Source organism: Sporosarcina sp. ANT_H38 (assembly GCF_008369195.1).
Lineage (GTDB): Bacteria > Bacillota > Bacilli > Bacillales_A > Planococcaceae > Sporosarcina.
On record NZ_VOBC01000004.1, the window covers coordinates 201915 to 220608 of the forward strand.

Consider the following 18694-nt stretch of genomic DNA (forward strand, 5'->3'; position numbering starts at 1 on the left):
GCCCTTTCTAAACACTGTCAATAAGCCCCCTTCGCCCTTATAACATAAATAATTGTTGCCGCAATTATTTTCATATCAAATAGCAAACTACAATTTTTAACATAGTAAAGATCATATTCAACTTTCTTTCCATGGTTTATTTCTGACCGACCATTAATTTGCGCATACCCCGTTATTCCTGGTTTAACCAGCAATCTTTGTACTTGATGGCTATTGTATAAGTTAGTTATAGAAGTCATTTCAGGCCGTGGACCAACTAGACTCATATGACCCACCAACACATTCAGTAGTTGAGGTAACTCGTCCAAACTGTACTTGCGCAAAAATTTCCCTATTGGAGTAACTGCTGTATCACTTTCAGTTTTAAATTGAAAACTATCTGGTACGCCTTCATCCCAATTATATGTGTGCCTTTTTTCATTATGCCTAGATACCGTCATCGTACGGAATTTAAACATACGAAAACGCTTATTATTTGTACCGGTTCTTGTTTGGATAAATAACGCGGGCCTCCCTGAAAAGATTATAATTAGAGCAGCTAATGCGATTAACAACGGAAGACAACAAAGAAGTACAGAAAGACTTACGACTATATCAAGTAGTCTTTTCCATAGGCGATATCCAGAAGACTTTCTTTCCGGCACGGTCATCCGCCGATCCATTTTCCCAACCTGAAATTCCTCTTCTTTTTGTTCTTGAATTTGAATAGACAATATACTAATCACCTCTTTCACTATGTTCTTATCACTCCACCAATCTCTTATAATATTATATTCACCATATGTATGAATGCAGAACTAGGTTTCTCGCACTATAATTATTTTCTTTACACAAAAAATAAACATCTATATGCCCACTATCATACAATCCAGCACTATGCATATATTTTCTAAAGGGTTTTCAGAATTGGATTAGGTGGGTGATGAAGGTGAGCGCAATAATACTTGGAGGATTTCTTTTTTTCAGTGTAAGCTTCGGAGGTGGGATTGCTTGGCTTGTATCAAAGCTATTCCAAAATTCAACTGCAGCATTATCACTCCTATGCGGTGGATTTTTAATAGGATTACTGGCACTCGATATCATTCCAAGTGCATTGAAGATGTACAAGTCAATCGGAATCATTCTAGGGGTGCTCTTTGGTTACCTATTTTTTCTAGTCCTTCGCAATTTATTCCATCCATCCGCCGATAATAATCCATCCGTTTACTTGCTCATGCTTGCCATACTCATTCATACAATCCCACTAAGCATGACTATTGGCAGCTTGATGGAGAGTTCGATCGTCGGCATCACAATTACAGCTTCAGTAATTCTTCATCATCTTCCAGAAGGTTTTGCCCTTACCACTGCATTTCTTTCGCAAAGGAAGGGCACTTGTAAGTTAATTTTTTGTTTTCTTAGCTTATCAATCTGCTTTAGTCTATTCATCTGGATCGGACATTACGTGAATCTGTCTACAAAAGAGCAAGGTGTTCTAATGGGAATCTCCATTGGGCTTATTGCAGCTACAAGCATTAGCGAGTTCATCCTGCATAATGTAAAGATTGTTCCTGTAAAATTCTTTATTACGTACATTGTCATGGGTTATTTACTAAGCACTCTATTCCATTTGTTGTTATAATTTTTGGCGAGAAGGGCTTGATAACCTTCTTTTTCACTGGACTATTTTCGGACCGCTTTCGGCTAACTATTCGTGACAGATTTAAGGAGGAATTGCAATTCATTCCTCCCCAGAGGGGGCCTAGTGTGGCTAGAAGTGACTCCGTCACTTCTAGCCACACTTTTTTCAGTAATCCTGTTATGAATGGTTGCCTGTCGCGCTCCTACAATGTTCAAGTGAAAAATGCTGTTTCTTTGAAAGCAAGGAATAGCTGACTTCCTATAGAAATTGTAAGTGCCCGAAGATACAATGCATAATATTTGCTAACTTTTACCAAAGATTATGCATGTGATACTTTATAGAAAGTGGCACTTCTTTAAAATAAATGGCTATGATAAAGGACAAGGTTGATAAATTATAAAATGGTATTATGTCACCTATCCTGCATCTACTATAATAGGTTTCACCTCAACTGGATATTTATGTTAAAATACAAATAAGTTTGTGAAGGAATGTACTTGAACTAACGGTGAAGGTTAGTTCAATAAGATATTGTTTGTCCACATTATCATAGTTATATAATTAGAGGAATGCAGGAAAGGGAGGAGATTAATATGCCGATTTTAAGAGCTGGGTATGGTCTAGACCCTACTGGATTTATTGAAAGCGATGTAAGCATAGATAATATTGATAATGATTACGTGCCTTGCATTCGAGATTCTGTCGAAAGTCTTAGAAATTCATTTCAACATCAATTGCACAGTGTTTATTTGTACGGTAGCGTAGCCAGAGGTGAAGCGGTTGTTTTAAAATCAGATTTAGACCTTATTGCTATGTTTGATGGCAAACTGAGTTCCGTTAAGTTAGCGGATTTAAAGAAACTTGCTGGAGAACTGTCTCAAAAGTATCGATCTCTGGTTCGTGAAGTTGGTATAGTTGTTGCATATTACGACTATACGGTTTCCCCCTCAAATTATTACGAAAATGCCTTTCTTAAGGAACTCTGTGTTTGTGTCTACGGAGAGGATTTAAGAGACCGATTTGGTCCGTATAAACTTACATCCGAGATAGCCATTCGCTTCAATGGTGATATTTGTGAGGCTCTTACTCGGACGTTAAATAGGTTAGAAACAGCTTCTGACGAAGATTTTAAAACATTTTCACAAGGTTTCGCTCGCAAACTCATTCGAACATACTATTCAATGGTCATGGTGCGTTCTCAGATTTGGTCGACACGACTTCACGAACAATCTGAAGTCTTTATCCACCACTTCCCAGATAAAGAATCTATTATTCGAACTCTGCTAAATTGGATAGATGAACCGCCGACGGACCGTGAAGCTGTATATGAATTGTTTAAGATCGAGGGTGAGTGGGCTAGTGTGAACTTTACACATGAAGCCAATATTTTATCTTAAACTAACGGGTGCTTTAGTGAAAGATCATGTGGCTGCTGAGGCAGTTTAGTGAAAGAATAAGTTTTAAACAGGACTATTGATTAAGTACGTAGTATTTACAAAGTAGAATGTTAAAAGAGGGGGTTAATCTTTTTGAAATTTTATAGATTTGACAAAGAAGTAGGAAAAACCATTTCTCATTTTAATTCCAATTTCATTATGTCTCGAATTGTAAAAACAGAAAAACCTACACAAATTGGTTGTATGCATTTAGAAGCTAACGGAATTGTAGGTTTCCATCAAGCTGTTACCCCACAATTACTTATTGTTGTAGATGGGGCAGGATGGGTTCGCGGTGATGATGAATTAAAAGTAAATATAAAAGCTAATGATGTGGTCTTTTGGGAAAAGGGGGAGGGACACGAAACGGCAACTGTCACTGGACTAACTGCAATTGTAATTGAGTCTGAAGAATTAACCCCTTCTAATTTTATGCCAATTAAAGAACAAAAATAAAAAAATCTTGTTCAACTAACAGATGCTTTAGTCGAACAACAGTTACTTCATGTGATGCCCGATAGTAAGTGATACTTCTTTAAAATAAATAAGAAAAAACCTTAGAAAAAAGCATCAGCCGCCAAAATTGCATCTTTGGCGGCCTTTCTCCAGGTACGAAGCCAGCTATTCTTTCTTCCCAAAGAGCTTCAGCATGCTGTGCATTTGTGCATTTGGAGCGCGACGGATGAAGGACAACCATACGATTACCTAGGTAATCGCACTAGACGTCATTCAATCAAAAGCGTTCCAAGTACGCAACTATACAAATAGCGGCCAGGGATGATCCAGTTACTTACTGGTTAATTTTAGTTAATCAACAGTCGTGACATCATTTAGCCTTTAAAAAGATTTCTTTTATGCCACTTGAAATAAGGCTTGTTCTCTTCAGTTCGGTCGATTTTCATTTTTGAATGTATGCTGTATTTATCATAATCCTTTTCTGGAATCTGAGAAGAAATATGCAATCTACCTTGTCCATCGAACGCGATAAATCCGTTCTCATACAGCGCATCATGATTACAACAAAGAAGTACGCCGTTATAATGATCCACTCTTTCAAAATCCGTACTGTCTTTCCATGGTTTAGAGTAGCTTGCGCGAAGTAATGCAGGTAACTCAATCTCACAAAGCACACATTTGTTATCCCACAACGGTAGTAAGCCCTCTCTAAACTTTTGTTTACCTAAACGAATCTTCGTTTTCAACTCCGACTCTGTTTCAGCAATCATCGGAACGAACGTATTACGCTCTGTTTGAAGTACCGTACCAATTGCTAATTCTAGTTGCTCTTCATCTACTTGATATATATTAAGGTCACCTATTAATTCTAATAATTTTATTGATAATTCCTCATTGCAAGGATACAAATACCCCTGATTACCATTTGCATCTATTTGAAATGGTGAATACTTAATTGGCAGAAGCGGCAAAATAACATCGAATTCCGAACGTACATTTACAGGTATTTCGAGTTCATGATATTCTAATTCCACTAAATACCCATTATCATCTCGCCCATCATGATTTTGCATAGTTGACGGTTTACTCGCTATCTGGCACCCTGTTTTAGCAACACTAATCGCCACAATATTTCCTTTTACATAATGAAATATGCGATCCCCTTCATTTACCTCTATCATTCGTAGCCGTGAATGACGTTCTTTCCCAGTACTGTCTTGTTGCAGTGACCAAATGATCCCTAATTCTTTTTCTTCATGATATGTCTGACCTTGCATTACAACGAAACTTTGCATGTATAGAACACTCCCTAAATCGCCATTCAAATAGCTCTATACTCATTATAGCTGTTTTTGCCCAATACATTACTTAATGTGGTTTCAAATTTACTCTATATGTTGAAATTAAGCATTTCATGGAACCCCCTGCTGCGCTATGGGGTGCCTCTCGCCAAAAGCCAAGCAGCTTCGTCGCCAGTCTTATGATTTCTGCGCATACAAAAAGCCACGATTACCGAATTCTCTTCGGTAATCGTGGCTTTAATTTTTTATCGTAATTCTTAAGACTTCACTGGTACAGCTTTAATGGCTTTACCTTCTTTACGTTCTTTAGCATATTCAGCTGTAGCTGTGAATAGTACATCAGAAGACGAATTCAGTGCAGTTTCACAAGAATCCTGAACAACACCGATGATAAAACCAACACCAACAACTTGCATGGCAATATCATTTGGAACTCCAAATAAACTACATGCTAGTGGGATAAGCAATAGTGATCCGCCTGCAACCCCTGATGCACCTGCTGCAGAGACAGCCGCTACAACAGAAAGCATAAGTGCAGTCACAAAATCAACTTCAATCCCAAGCGTATGGACTGTTGCAAGAGTGAGTACAGCAATTGTAACGGCTGCACCAGCCATATTAATCGTAGCACCTAGAGGGATTGACACTGCATAAGTATCCTCATCTAATCCAAGTTCTTCACATAATTTCATATTTACAGGAATATTTGCAGCTGAACTACGTGTAAAGAATGCTGTTAAACCACTTTCTTTTAAAACCTTGAAAACAAGTGGATAAGGATTTCTGCGTATATAGACATACACGATTAACGGATTCACTACAAGTGCAATAAACAACATACACCCAACTAAAATTAAAACTAATCTACCGTATACAAGTAAAGCAGAAAGACCAGTTGTTACAATAGCATCAAAAACAAGCCCCATAATACCAATCGGTGCTAAATTGATCACCCATTGTACGACTTTAGTAATTGCATCTGAAAAACTACCTAACACGTCTTTCGTATTTTGATTGGCATTTTTTAATGCAAGACCAAGAACAACTGCCCACATTAAAATACCTAAATAGTTAGCATTTAGTAATGCATTAACCGGATTGGCAACTACGTTAAAGAGTAATGTTTCAAGAACCTCAACAATACCTTCTGGAGGAGAAAGACCTTCTGCTCCTGTTGTCAACGTTAGTGTAACTGGGAACATAAAGCTTACAGCAACAGCGACAGCCCCTGCTAGGAGTGTGCCAATCGCATAAAGAACAAGAATCGTTTTCATATTCGTTTTCGTACCGCTTTTATGCGCGGAAATAGCGTGCATCACTAAAAATAATACTAATACTGGTGCCACTGCCTTTAATGCACCGACAAATAAAGAACCGAAAATGGAAATTCCACTTGCTTTAGGGACGATTAAAGCTAATATAAGACCGACAATAATACCAATAATAATCCTTTTTACTAGACTTATTTGATTCCATTTAGTAAACAAATTTTTCATTATTCTACCCCCTTAAAGTTTTCTTAAAATGCCTATGATAAAACGGACAGTCACTTCCCCCGTAGAGGCAGTTTGTACTTATTTCGCCTCGAAGTAGACTGATAATTAATTTTAACACAAGGTTTCCGAATTGAGCAACGATTTTTTTATATCAGAATTTATATGCATTTTTTTATAAAATTCACCCCTATGTTAATTAAAAGATTGGAGATATATAGTCAGCGCTTAACAAATAGAATGTTCTTCCAACACCGCTTTGTTCGTTATACTGGCGAGGTATACCACCTAGTTAACTCCAAATAAGTAGTGCCGAGTATATAGGTACATAATAAAAAAGCTACAATTACTGAAAGATCTTCAGTAGTTGCAGCTTTCGGGCTTCATAAATTAAATTCAATCGCATGAAGGCACTAATTGCTGTCCGTGCATTCGAAAAAAGAACACACGGTGCCTGGCCCCCTACACACATCGTCCTACAGCTTTACTTTCTTAAAGCGACGGCTGGATCGGTGTGAATAAGTTTATAGCTTGCAAATACACCGATAATGATGACTACAAATCCTGTAGATAAAATTGAAACAAAAATTTGCAGGGGTGAAACGCTAATTGCTAAATCGAAAATCACTCCAGTGAGATATGCACCTCCGATAAGTACAGCATTGTAAATTGCCGCCATAGCGGATAAAAGTATATTCTCGCTGATAACCATTCTTTGTATTGACTCTTTCTTAAAACCTAATGCAGCTAACAGTCCCAACTCCTTATATCTCGAACTCTGTAGTTTAACAAGTAACACGACGCTGATGAACAAAGCAATTGCCAAAATCAAGATTGAAACGGTAAGGAATAAGCGGCTTAGACTTTTAAACGTACTTTGCAAAGCTCCCACTTCAATAGATGCGTTTTTGCTGTCGATTTCTTTTCCACTAAGCATTTGACTGACTGCCACAATATCTTCAAAATCTTTTACATCGTAGCTGATGGAATAACCTTGCTCAACCTTACCCGCTGTATAAAACGCCTGTTCAACATCGGAACTGACAAAGAAATCATCATACCCCGCATTATAAATACCGCTTACGGTTAGCTTGTACTCTTTATGTCCATATTTTAGTGTTAATTCTTTACCTACTAAATCGCTGATACTGCTCGAGAACTTTTTAGCCAGACTTGGCGTTAAAGCAATTTCATTTTTTGTTATTTTCGGCATTGTACCGTATGACATACTTTCCGTTGTTTTTGACATCGGATATTTTTCTGCCATCGTTACACTATTGTCATCCATACGGAGACTAACATCGGTAATCCTATGTTGAAGGTAGACGTTTTCGATACGCTCATCGGATTCTAGTAATTTTAAGACGGATTTTTCATCTTCAGTTATGATATAGCCATTGTTAAAAGCAGTGTTTTTCTCTTTGAAGTCCGCTATAGACTGCTGCATAATATTGCCTGAAGACAAAGACAGTATGAAGCCAAAAACGCCAATAGCAATGGCCAAACTGACAGCAACATAACGAGTAAAATGCACCTTGAAATTTTTCAACCCTCGTTTGAACGCTGATACTTTACCAGCTGGTTTACGTGTGAGTTTTTGTGCGCTGGCATTATCCGCTTGAATAGTATTATTTTCCGCAACAATTTTACCATTCTCAATAGAGATCACTTCATGTGCAAAATCGCATACTTTTTGGTCATGCGTGATAACGATAACCAGCCTATCCTTTGAAATCTCTTTCAGTAAATTCATAATTTCATTGGAATTACTACGATCAAGCGCCCCTGTCGGCTCATCTGCTAAGATAATCGTCGGATTACTAATTAAGGCCCTCGCAATTGCCACCCTTTGCTTTTGACCACCTGACAGGTTTTCGATTTTTTCATTTGCCTTTTCCGATATACCAAGTCTATTTAGTAATTCTTTGGCATTCTCTTTATTGCTTTGGTCATTTAAACTGTTTAACTCACAATCTAACATGATATTTTCAAGCACAGTATAACCACTTAACAGATGATAGTTTTGAAAAATAAAGCCTATATTATCTCTGCGATAGGCACATAACTCGTCCTCATTCATCTTGCTAATGGATGTACCGCAAACCGAAATATCACCGCTATAATCGCTATCAAATCCTGCGAGCATATTTAGCAATGTGCTTTTACCAGAGCCTGATGCGCCGAGCAAGCACATCAGTCCTCTGTTTGGAAACGTAAAATCTACGTCGTCAAGAACAAGTGAATTACCGTATTTTTTTGTAATATTTTTAATCTGAATCATTAGCGGTCTCCTGTTTTTAATGCTGTTGCGATGTTTGTTCTTACATACACAATTGCAGTTGTAACATAAGCAATAACGGCAACACCGACAATTAGAAACATTCCTGTAGACAGCATTTTTGCATTAAGAATATTCACAGCAAACAAAGCTTCGGTCGCTTTATTGATCAGCGGAGATGTAACAAGTAGCAGTAACATTGCAGTGACAGCTACGGTAATCATTTCAGCTGCATTCAACAAATTCAAATGACGGTTGTTAAATCCACTAACTTTATAAATCGCATATTCCCTTTTTCTCATAACACCCGTGATAAGGAAAATAGCAATGACCATAACTACCGATAAAAACCCTATAACCGTACTTGCAGAGCCTGATTGCTCGGCTGATTGGCTATTTAATCGTACAATATCCTCGACAAGCTCAAATCTGCCAAGAGGGACGATACCTTGTTCGTTTAGTTCATCCTTAATTGCAATCATATCGGTAGGCGTTTTTGCTCGGATGAGGAAATTCATGCCTTCACCCTTCATTTCTGTCTGATTTCTCAAATCATCAAGAGCTGCTTTGCTGAAAAAGAAAGAGTCCTCAACGCTATTTTCCATCATTTCACCTTCATATTCATACACAACCGTTGTATCCGCTACACCTACAATCGTAGCGTTAATTTTTCCGTCTTTCAGTACAGGTTCACCTGTATCCCAATTATACATAGAGACACTGAAATCAATTTCTTTACCAATTGCTTGATTATTTTCAATCCCTAATGATTTTACAAAGCTTTCAGGAACAACTACCTCATTAACTGTACCCGATGGCATTTTTCCCGTTACGAGTTTATTTATAACAGGAGAGCTACCCGAGCTTGCCACTTTGTAGTTTTCCCCGTCAACAGTAATGGAGATGTTATCCAAGGCTTGTAAAAAGGCTGTGAACGTAACACGCTTATCACTTGCATACTGATCATACAAGCCTCCAATATCTTGCGTTACATCGGCATTTGGCTGTTCGTCCTCACTGCCATCCATTCCTCCAGCACTTGTAAAGCTCCCAATAATACTGATATCCAAGAGTCCTTCGCCATACGTATCAAATAGTCCATCGAACGCATCTTGACTACTGCTACTCACCGTTCCACCAAGTGTTGTAAGCAATAGTAATGCCGCCATCATTAGCGAAAGTGTGGCCACTGCAAAACGCCCACTATTTCTTTTTACACTTGTACGCGCTACCGCAAAAGCGTTTTTAAATGATAGCTTATGATTATTTTCCATTTTAAGTTCAGTCGTTTTGACAACACTGTTGTGAGTCGAAGCAACAAGTTCGCCCTTATCAAGCTCAAAAACAGTATCTTTAACGCCAATCAAAGACGTGTTATGCGTAACAATGATAACCGTTCTGTTCTTTGCAATCGCTCTTAAAATATCCATTGTAATCTTTGCGCTTTTTTCATCTAATGCACTTGTTGGCTCATCTGCAATAATTACTTGTGGATTTTTCATAAGTTCTCGTGCAATGGCAACACGCTGTTTCTGTCCGCCCGAAAGGTTTTTTACTTTTTGGCTTGCAAGATCGAAAATCTTAAGTTCTTTCAGTGTCTTTTCGGCATTCTTTGTTTTTTGATCATCTTTTAGATACTGAGGCAACACTACATTCTCCAGCACCGTTAAATCCTCTAGTAAATTAAAATCCTGCCAAACGAAACCGAAGATATTGTTGTAAAAATAGCTTTTCTCCTGGCTTGTTAGTGCTTTGATGTCTTTCCCACCATATGAAACATCTCCGTCAAAATCCTGCTCCATCCCACTCATGATTTTGAGCAAGGTGGTCTTACCACTACCTGAAGCACCGACAATAAAATGAATGCCCTTTCCCATTGCGCCTGAGACATTATTCAAGGCGAATTCGCTGTTATATTTTTTAGATACATTCTTTAGTTCAAACATTTATGTACCACCTTTTTGGATTAATCTTCTTTTTGTCGCAAGAGAAAGCTCACCGTCTGTAATACGCCAAAATTCATCCGCATATCCTGCAACTTTCTACCTGATATCACCAGTGTATAACAATCCATGTTAAATCCTTGTTAAGAGGAATACTTCCCAAATATCCGCAGGGAAAAAGGCTTTGAATAGACGTTAAAAATCGCCATTCAAAGCCTTTTACATATCCTGATAAATTAATGTAAAGTAATCTTAAAATAAGTACCACCGTTTTCATTGTCCGCAACTGGCACCTTTTATAATTCTGATTTCTTTCTTTTCTCACGAACAATAGAGCTGTCTCCAAAGCTCCCCTTAGTAGAAGTTTACTTTTAAGATAGCTCCAGTTGCTCATTACATATTACTTATCACTTTTTTCTGCTTGCATGGAATCTGTTACTTTTTCAGCCTTCAAAAGCTTTCCTTCTTTTTCAAGTTGAGCAATCAGTTCATCTACCGTGATTCCTTTTTCTTTAGCCATTTCCTCTAGACTGACAGCTTCACTCGATTTTGTAGGTTCCGTTACTTCAGTAGCCAAAGTTGTTTCAACAGCTTTTGTCAGCTTTCCTTCTTTTTCAAGCTGAGCAATCAGTTCATCTACCGTGATTCCTTTTTCTTTAGCCATTTCTTCTAGGCTGACAGCTTCACTGGATTTAGTAGTTTCCGGCATGTCGTTGTTGCTCGCAGCATATGCAGATCCTGCAACAACAGACAGCCCTAGCATAAGTGTAGCAAGTGTTAATTTTTTCTTCATTTTTAAATTCCTCCTAGAATGTATTTAGCCTCTGCCCTACGCTATGCAGCTGCTATACTCTTACAATAACTTCTGATTGTGCCGAGAATATGGCGGCATCTTAGTAAGCATCAATTTTCCCATTACCTTATATTACAGTTTCGGAATTTTTGGCGTGACCATGGCCAAATGAAGTCACAGATTTAGATACACTCTTTATTTCAACTACTCATGCCCCCTATCTGACTTAACCTTCTTTTTTCTTCACAAGAGAAAGCCTACCGTCCGTACTATCACAGACTTCATCCGCATAGCCTGCAACCTTTCTACTTGATGTCCTCAGTGTATAACAATCCATGTTAAATCCTTGTTAAGAGAAATACTTCTCAAAAATCCGCAGTGAAAAAGGCTTTGAATAAACGGGAATAACCGTCATTCAAAGCCTTTTAGATTACCTATTTTACTCAATGTGATCTTGAAACAAGTACCGCCGTTTTCATTGTCCGTAACTTCAATTTTTCCTTTGTGCTTGTTTATGACGCTTTGCACAATGGAAAGTCCCAATCCTACACCGCCCAATTCACGAGAGCGTGATGCATCCACCCGATAAAACGGCTCAAATATATTATTTTTCATCTCTTCAGGGATACCAATTCCCGTGTCTTTGATTTCAACTTTCAACTGATTTTTCTCCGACTTAGCTTGAATCATGACATGTCCTCTGTCCACATTGTATTTGACACTGTTTTCAACAAGGTTATAAAACGCCCGATAAAGTAAGTCTGTATTTCCGTTAACAACACTTTCATCGCAATCCAAATATAGTTTAACATCTTTTTTATCCGCAATATGAGTAAGTTCGGAAACAATATCTTCTAAAATATCCTTAAAGCAAATGGATTCATCCTCAAATTCACCATTCATATTTGTCATATCTAAAAGGGTGAATACAAGCTCAGATAATCGCCGTATTTGCTTTTCAAAAACAGTAATGAGTGCATCATATTCTTCCGTGGAATGTACGTTTTTCTTTTTGAATACATCAACCTTTGTTTTTAATACTGCAAGTGGCGTTCGAAGTTCATGAGCCGCATTAGCTGAAAATCGACTTTGCATCATAAAAGCATCGTTTAACTTATCCGTCATTTCATTAAAAGACTGTGTAAGCTCTGCTATTTCATCATTGGTTGGTGGAATGTCCATCGTTTCCGCCAGATTATGCACAGTCCTGTTCTTAATTTGACTGTTTAGTGCATCAAGTGGTTTTAACACTTTGCCCGATACGTAGTATGTTAAGACGCCGCCACCGACAATGACGAGAAGCATATAAAAAATACTTTCATAATGAAAATCAGTTTTTGCCCTTTGTGTACCCTCAGATGGAGTAGGCGTAATAACAGTTAATGGCATTGGGGGATTTTCAATAACACTGCCCTCTATACTAACCTCTTGCGCTGGTAATACAAGGGTTGCATCAATTATTTCCACCATTCTATCAGCAGAAAAATTTAAAATTGCTGTAAGTCCTACACAACAAATCGTTAATAAGATAACCATCATTGCAGTAAGTCGCAGTCGAATTGGCATTTTTTTAAACATCAAGCGTCACCATCATTTTTAGTCATAAAATAACCCTCACCAATCTTTGTACGTATTGGATCATAATTTAAAAAAGCTTTCAACTTTTTTCGTAATGTTGCTATGTGAACCCGAATCGCACCACTAACGCTATCGGCATGTCGATCCCAAATGTGTTCAATCAATTTCTCTTGACTGACCACTCGTTCTTGATTGAGGAGGAAGTATTCCAGTAAACCAAATTCCTTTTTGGTAAGTAGTAATTCATTGTCACCTACAAATGCAATGCGCTTTGACAAATCCATTTTTATAGCACCGCATGACAAAAGGTTATTTTCCTGTACAAATTTTCGTCTTAGTAAATTTCTTATTCTTGCTTCCAATTCCGCAAATTCAAATGGTTTAGTTAAATAATCATTCGCCCCAATATCTAAACCATTAACGATGTCATTTATGCCACTTCTTGCACTAAGGATTAAGACTTTCAGTTCTGCTTTTTCTTCTCTGATCCTTTCTAAAACCTCTAATCCGTCCATTTGCGGAAGATTCAAGTCCAGCACAATTAAGTCGTAATTTTCAACTGATGCCAATTCGTAAGCATCTTGGCCATTACAACAAGTATCGACTGCATAACCATCTATTCTAAGTCCCTCAGCAATGGCGTCCTGTAAATCCAACTCATCTTCAACAACAAGAATTCTCATATCGTAATCACCTCGTATTCGTTAGTTAAAATAGGTGTATGTTACATTTTTGTTATGCACTTATTATCACCTTATTTATTTTCTTGTTTCTGACACCAAGATACTTCCTACCTAATCGTAGTCAAACATAAAACCCCTTCCAAGTCCAGAATCGAACTCGAAAGGGGTATTTCTTCTTTGCATTCAAGGTGGGCTGTGTCACCTACAAAGTAGAGACTTACATATTGCGCCAATTTAAGTCAGTTTGTTCTGGCACGATTCTGAATTGCACTATTATCATACATATTTTTCTGATTTACTGTGTTAGTTTGTTAATGTTAACATAAGATAAAGTGTGCTCATCCGTATTAATATGGACGTTTTTTGTTTGACAAAAAAACAATGAATCTTGCCCACCCGATACCCCTAACACCATTGAATCGAAAAATGAAAACTTCGTTAAGTAGTCTTTCATCAACCAATACTTCGACGAATTTATTCTTTCACATCAATCGTTGGAGCAACCAACAACTCCCATATAATTTCTTACTGTAGTATAATCTTCCCCTTCCTCACGCCTTCTTTTAACCATCCTCCTCAAATTTTTAGTCGACGACTTTTTGATAAAGGCCATTATTTTTAATGTATTCATAGCAGGAACCTGGCAATAAATACTGCGGTTCTCCCCCCATTGCAAATTCTTGTCGAATATACGTCGAACTAATTTCCATCGCTAATCCTTTATCTAACAATTGGAATCTACCATCATCATGATTTCGCAGAATAGGTGATTTCGAAATCGTGCTCAGAATATCAATTCCATTTCTAGCCATCACGATAAATTTATTTCGACTAATTAACTCTTCTGCCAAGCGCCATTCTCCCTTTCCGATGTCCACCAACAAATCAGCACCCATAATGAAATAAAACTCTACATCAGGGAACGCTTCTTTGAAATACTCCATTGTGTAATACGTATAGTGATTACCTGGTAATACATCTAGTTCGTAATCATCCAAGATGAATTTAGGATTATTGTCAATTGCTAACTTTACCATTTCCACTCGATGCTTGTTTTGCGTTTGTAATTGTTTATCTAACCGTTTGTTTGATGAAGGTAGAAAAATAACATAGTCTAATTTTTTACGATGTGCCACTGTTGAGGCTGTCCACAAATGAACGTTGGTCACAGGGTCGAATGAAGAACCATAAACACCTATTTTCATGCCTTTTTCAAATATTTTCTCGATATCTTTCCCGGGATTTAGATCTTGAAGATGTGCTTTTAGTTTTTCTGTCTTTTGCATCATAATTCATTCCTCCAAAGTGTAAGTTTCGTATTATTGCTTACTTCCCGTTTCTTTTTGTCATTTTCGATTGATGAGTGGGAGTCAAGGGACCACCTTGCCCCTCCTCCCTATCCATTACTATTTCCCTTATGTCTTGAACCTTCATTAGCTATTCAGGTCCTGTACTTTTTCTTGTTCCTCACGAATATTTCTCATTTTATTATCCCAACATTTCTGACTTAAATCTACGGGATACTGTTCTGGATTCAAGGTACGCTTATATTCATCCCACAGGAGGTTTAAATTGTTTTTAGCATACGCTTGAATTTCGTGTATAGATGGGGACACATACACAAGCTCTCCCTTTACAAAAATGTCTTGGTGTAATTCGATCGCTTCAAAGTTCGTCACAAACTTCGAGATAAATGTATGAGTCGGGTGAAACATTTTTAATTTCTCTTCCGCTTGGGGATTCTCATCCATCATAGCAATGTAATCACCCTCGGCACGATTATTCACCGTGTTCACAATGCGATACACTTTCTTCAATCCCGGAGTTGTTACTTTCTCTGGATTTCCAGATATTTTAATTGTGTCAACCATATTCCCCTTATCATCCTCAATCGCCACCAATTTATAAACAGCACCCAGAGCTGGTTGGTCAAATGCGGTAATCACTTTTGTTCCCACACCCCACATATCAATTTTCGCTCCTTGTGCCTTCAAGTTCATAATGGTTTTTTCATCTAAGTCGTTTGAAGCAACGATTTTCGTTGTTGTAAATCCTGCTTTATCCAACATTTTTCGAGCTTCTTTTGATAAGTAAGCCAAGTCACCACTATCTAAACGAATCGCATTAAAATTAATGCTATCTCCCAGTTCTTTCGCTACTTGAATCGCTATCGGCACACCAGACCGCAACGTATCAAAAGTATCCACTAAAAACGTACACTCTTTATGACGACGAGCGTATTTATGAAATGCTTTGTATTCATCTTTATACGCTTGAACCATCGAATGTGCGTGTGTTCCAGACACAGGGATGCCAAACATCTTACCGGCTCTCACATTACTCGTTGTGGAAAATCCAGCTATATAAGCCGCTCTTGTTCCCCACACCGCCGCATCAAACTCATGTGCACGTCTCGTTCCAAATTCCATTACCGTTTGTTCTCCTGCCACTTGTTTGATACGTGCTGCTTTCGTCGCAATGAGTGTTTGATAATTCACGATATTCAAGAGAGCTGTCTCTATCAACTGAGCTTCTGCCAAATTTGCTTCCACTTGTAGAATCGGTTCATTCGCGAAAACCAATTCTCCCTCTTTCATTGATCGAATAGTTCCATTAAAGCGCACCGTTTGCAAATATGCTAGGAAATCCTCTTCATAACCTAATTCTTCTCGTAAATAAGCAATATCACTTTCCGTAAAACGATACTCTTTAATAAATTCAATGATCCGTTCCAATCCTGCAAAAATACCGTAACCCGTTTCAAAAGGCAACTTGCGAAAATAGAGTTCAAACACCGCTCGTTTGTTGTGCATATTATCTTCCCAATACGTTTCCGCCATGTTAATTTGGTACAAATCCGTGTGTAGTGCTAGCCCCTCGTCTTGATATTTTTTAGTCATTTAATTTTCCTCCTCTATAAAGGTAAATTGATTAGTTCTTGGCTGCATCATCTCTTACAACAATTCCGTTTTATTGTTCGTTTTCACAACATAAATTCGGTTGATTTCACAATATGAACGCCATAATTCTTTTGAAGTTCTTTACATGCATGTTCTGTTGATTCTTCGAAACCAGGAATGGGACTCATACAGTCATCCAATAAATAAATCTTTGATGGCAAATCATGATTTTCTCCGTAGTACTCGACTATCTGACGAACGGATTCCAATACACAGTGAGATTTTGCTTCCCCAGCGATAACAATTTTATCGTAAGCGAGTAGGGAATGAAGAAACGCATAATTTGTACCGTCTGTTTTGGCATACTCCGGTTTAATGATTCCGTACATTTCGCTTAATGGGTCTTGCCCTTTCACAATTTTTTGTATGTTGGACTGCCGTATCACTGAATGAAAGTGAACCATATTCGAAAACTGACCTTCTAAGGCGGCGCCATATGTCCCTTCAATGCAATGATAAGACCATATCAACAATTGTTTTTTCCCTAAACGCTCCAAGTGAATAATGTATGCTAAGCTTTCTTGTTGTTTTTCTACGGCCATCCATTTTCCTTTTTCAACATCTTCTCTTGTGATGACTGTAAATGGAGCAGGATGATTTCCCTCTGCATCTACCCACCAACTTGGATGAAATATTTGATGCAATTCATGTGTATCTAACGACAAGGCAATCGTCGTCACCTTATCCAGGTTTTGATAAAGGAACTTAGTGACACGTTCAATATCCTTATGGGAATTTGGGACACTTAGTTCTCCGTTTTCCATAAAGTCATTTTGAAAATCAATTCCCATGAACAACACTTTTTCAACGTCTTCTCTTGATGGTGTCATTTTCTCCGCATTCGCAAGGACCATTAATTTATTGAATCCCTTCGTATTCTCACTTCCTATCCTTGAAACATCAACGATTTCTTCATATTTAGTTTTCATCATCGTCAACACACTCCTATATCTTTAAAGTTAAATTAACAATTGTACATTTGTTAATTGTTATAGAGAAAAAAATCACTACCGTTTCTTTGATCAACGTTAGACTTTGGACACCTTTCTGTCTGCAACAGGAGGCATCCATGTTTCATTGAATCACAAGTTCACATACATACCCCATTCACAAATTTAGCGCCAAATCGAAGGGGTAATGTCTACATCTACAAATCGGTATAGTTTTGTTGGTCGTTTCGTAGTGCTTGTCGGTTCTGCTGTTTTAGGAACTTGGTTTTTGTCTAACGCTTCTACGATAAAAGGCAGACTCGGGGCTTTCCTAAAGAACCCAGGCTTACTATTCACAACAGAGTCATTAATAATCGCAAGCAACACCTGGCGCAAATCTTCCAACTTGAATTCTTCTGTTAAAAAGTTTTTAACTACCGTTGTTTGAAACACGTCTTTTCGAACGGCTTCCAAAGCATCTTTAATCACTTGAGAGTGGTCAAAAGCCAAATCTAACGCAAAGACTTCATCTATCGTGAATAATTGAACATCGTCAGCGTCGTCAGCTGCTGCCCTACTTTCAATGTTTTCTTCAGTGACAATTGCGTAATGAGCATTAGATATGATCCATCCGCGTTTATCTCTACCTAATTTGTCATACACACCATAGTGTTTGATGTGAATGCCGTCTACACCTGTTTCTTCTTTTAGTTCCCGCTTAGCCGCTTCGTAAGCTGTTTCTTCTGGATGGATAAACCCTCCTGGTAAAGCCCATTTTCCGCCTTCGATGTTAGGTTCACCTTCTGCATCGAACGCTGCCCGCTTTATTAACATCAAAGCTAATGAATGAGTAGAGGTCGATTCACTTTCAACAGTCGATTCCTCATTTGGGATTAACGTAAATATCGCGATATCACTTGTATACCCATCCGGCGTTCTGTACTGACTCGAATCATACTGTTGTAGTGCTTCTTCTTCTGTTTTAAATTTAGACATCCGATTTCATCTCCTTTGCGTTAAGCCAACTGTCGACGAGCCTTCATTTTTTCCTCAGGGACGCCCATAATTGTTTATCAGGTAACTATCTATATACTATGGCTTAAAAACCCAAAATGTTCTTTTCAATTAACAATTATCAAACTGTTAATTGAATTATATAGCAGGTGAATAATAAAAGCAAGAAAAGCTTTCCTGTATATTATTTTGGTTTTCATGTTCATCAA

At 37.9% G+C, this 18694-nt stretch carries 15 protein-coding genes; 3 read left to right on the top strand and 12 right to left on the bottom strand.

What is annotated here, in order from left to right; genetic code table 11:
* Nucleotides 1-17 precede the first annotated feature (17 nt).
* Complete coding sequence (locus tag FQ087_RS19070; RefSeq protein ID WP_370456094.1) at nucleotides 18-713, bottom strand: sugar transferase; 696 nt, start codon at nucleotides 711-713, stop codon at nucleotides 18-20.
* A gap of 209 nt (nucleotides 714-922) precedes the next feature.
* Here FQ087_RS19070 and FQ087_RS19075 point away from each other — a divergent pair, with 209 nt between their 5' ends.
* The 3 genes from FQ087_RS19075 to FQ087_RS19085 all read left to right on the top strand — a co-directional run bounded on the left by FQ087_RS19075 (nucleotide 923) and on the right by FQ087_RS19085 (nucleotide 3513).
* Nucleotides 923-1621 (top strand): ZIP family metal transporter, encoded by a 699-nt coding sequence (locus FQ087_RS19075; RefSeq protein WP_255452469.1) that lies wholly within the window; start codon nucleotides 923-925, stop codon nucleotides 1619-1621.
* Between the two features lie 593 nt (nucleotides 1622-2214).
* The gene (locus tag FQ087_RS19080) at nucleotides 2215-3018 is read left to right on the top strand and encodes a nucleotidyltransferase domain-containing protein (RefSeq protein ID WP_149582200.1); all 804 of its coding nucleotides are present in this window, start codon (nucleotides 2215-2217) and stop codon (nucleotides 3016-3018) included.
* A 132-nt stretch (nucleotides 3019-3150) separates the two neighbouring features.
* On the top strand, nucleotides 3151-3513 hold the full coding sequence (locus tag FQ087_RS19085; RefSeq protein WP_149582201.1) for a cupin domain-containing protein: 363 nt from the start codon (nucleotides 3151-3153) through the stop codon (nucleotides 3511-3513).
* 374 nt (nucleotides 3514-3887) lie between these two features.
* Here FQ087_RS19085 and FQ087_RS19090 read toward each other — a convergent pair whose 3' ends face one another.
* The 11 genes from FQ087_RS19090 to FQ087_RS19140 form a co-directional block, all read right to left on the bottom strand.
* On the bottom strand, nucleotides 3888-4808 hold the full coding sequence (locus tag FQ087_RS19090; RefSeq protein WP_149582202.1) for an HNH endonuclease: 921 nt from the start codon (nucleotides 4806-4808) through the stop codon (nucleotides 3888-3890).
* Nucleotides 4809-5071: 263 nt separating this feature from the next.
* Complete coding sequence (sstT, locus tag FQ087_RS19095) at nucleotides 5072-6310, bottom strand: serine/threonine transporter SstT (protein ID WP_149582203.1); 1239 nt, start codon at nucleotides 6308-6310, stop codon at nucleotides 5072-5074.
* A 481-nt stretch (nucleotides 6311-6791) separates the two neighbouring features.
* A complete protein-coding gene (locus FQ087_RS19100; RefSeq protein ID WP_149582204.1) occupies nucleotides 6792-8588 on the bottom strand; it encodes an ABC transporter ATP-binding protein/permease in 1797 nt (598 codons plus the stop codon).
* Nucleotides 8588-10531 carry an ATP-binding cassette domain-containing protein gene (locus FQ087_RS19105; RefSeq protein WP_149582205.1) on the bottom strand — a complete coding sequence of 648 codons (1944 nt, stop codon included), beginning with the start codon at nucleotides 10529-10531 and terminating at the stop codon, nucleotides 8588-8590. The genes FQ087_RS19100 and FQ087_RS19105 overlap by 1 nt, the downstream gene beginning before the upstream one ends.
* A 397-nt stretch (nucleotides 10532-10928) precedes the next feature.
* Complete coding sequence (locus FQ087_RS19110) at nucleotides 10929-11321, bottom strand: hypothetical protein (RefSeq protein ID WP_149582206.1); 393 nt, start codon at nucleotides 11319-11321, stop codon at nucleotides 10929-10931.
* A 411-nt stretch (nucleotides 11322-11732) separates the two neighbouring features.
* Nucleotides 11733-12899, bottom strand: a complete 1167-nt coding sequence (locus tag FQ087_RS19115; RefSeq protein WP_149582207.1) for a sensor histidine kinase — start codon at nucleotides 12897-12899, stop codon at nucleotides 11733-11735.
* On the bottom strand, nucleotides 12899-13582 hold the full coding sequence (locus FQ087_RS19120) for a response regulator transcription factor (protein ID WP_149582208.1): 684 nt from the start codon (nucleotides 13580-13582) through the stop codon (nucleotides 12899-12901). Before FQ087_RS19120 ends, FQ087_RS19115 begins: the two co-directional genes overlap by 1 nt.
* A 584-nt stretch (nucleotides 13583-14166) precedes the next feature.
* Nucleotides 14167-14787 (bottom strand): nicotinate (nicotinamide) nucleotide adenylyltransferase, encoded by a 621-nt coding sequence (gene nadD / locus FQ087_RS19125; RefSeq protein WP_255452470.1) that lies wholly within the window; start codon nucleotides 14785-14787, stop codon nucleotides 14167-14169.
* A 228-nt stretch (nucleotides 14788-15015) separates the two neighbouring features.
* Entirely contained in the window at nucleotides 15016-16482 is a 1467-nt protein-coding gene (locus tag FQ087_RS19130) for a nicotinate phosphoribosyltransferase (protein WP_149582209.1), read from the bottom strand.
* Nucleotides 16483-16565: 83 nt separating this feature from the next.
* Nucleotides 16566-17474: a cysteine hydrolase family protein gene (locus FQ087_RS19135; protein ID WP_255452452.1), complete on the bottom strand. Its 909-nt coding sequence runs from the start codon at nucleotides 17472-17474 to the stop codon at nucleotides 16566-16568.
* A gap of 183 nt (nucleotides 17475-17657) precedes the next feature.
* Nucleotides 17658-18467, bottom strand: coding sequence for an NUDIX domain-containing protein (locus FQ087_RS19140; RefSeq protein WP_149582210.1), 810 nt, complete (start codon nucleotides 18465-18467; stop codon nucleotides 17658-17660).
* Nucleotides 18468-18694 lie beyond the last annotated feature (227 nt).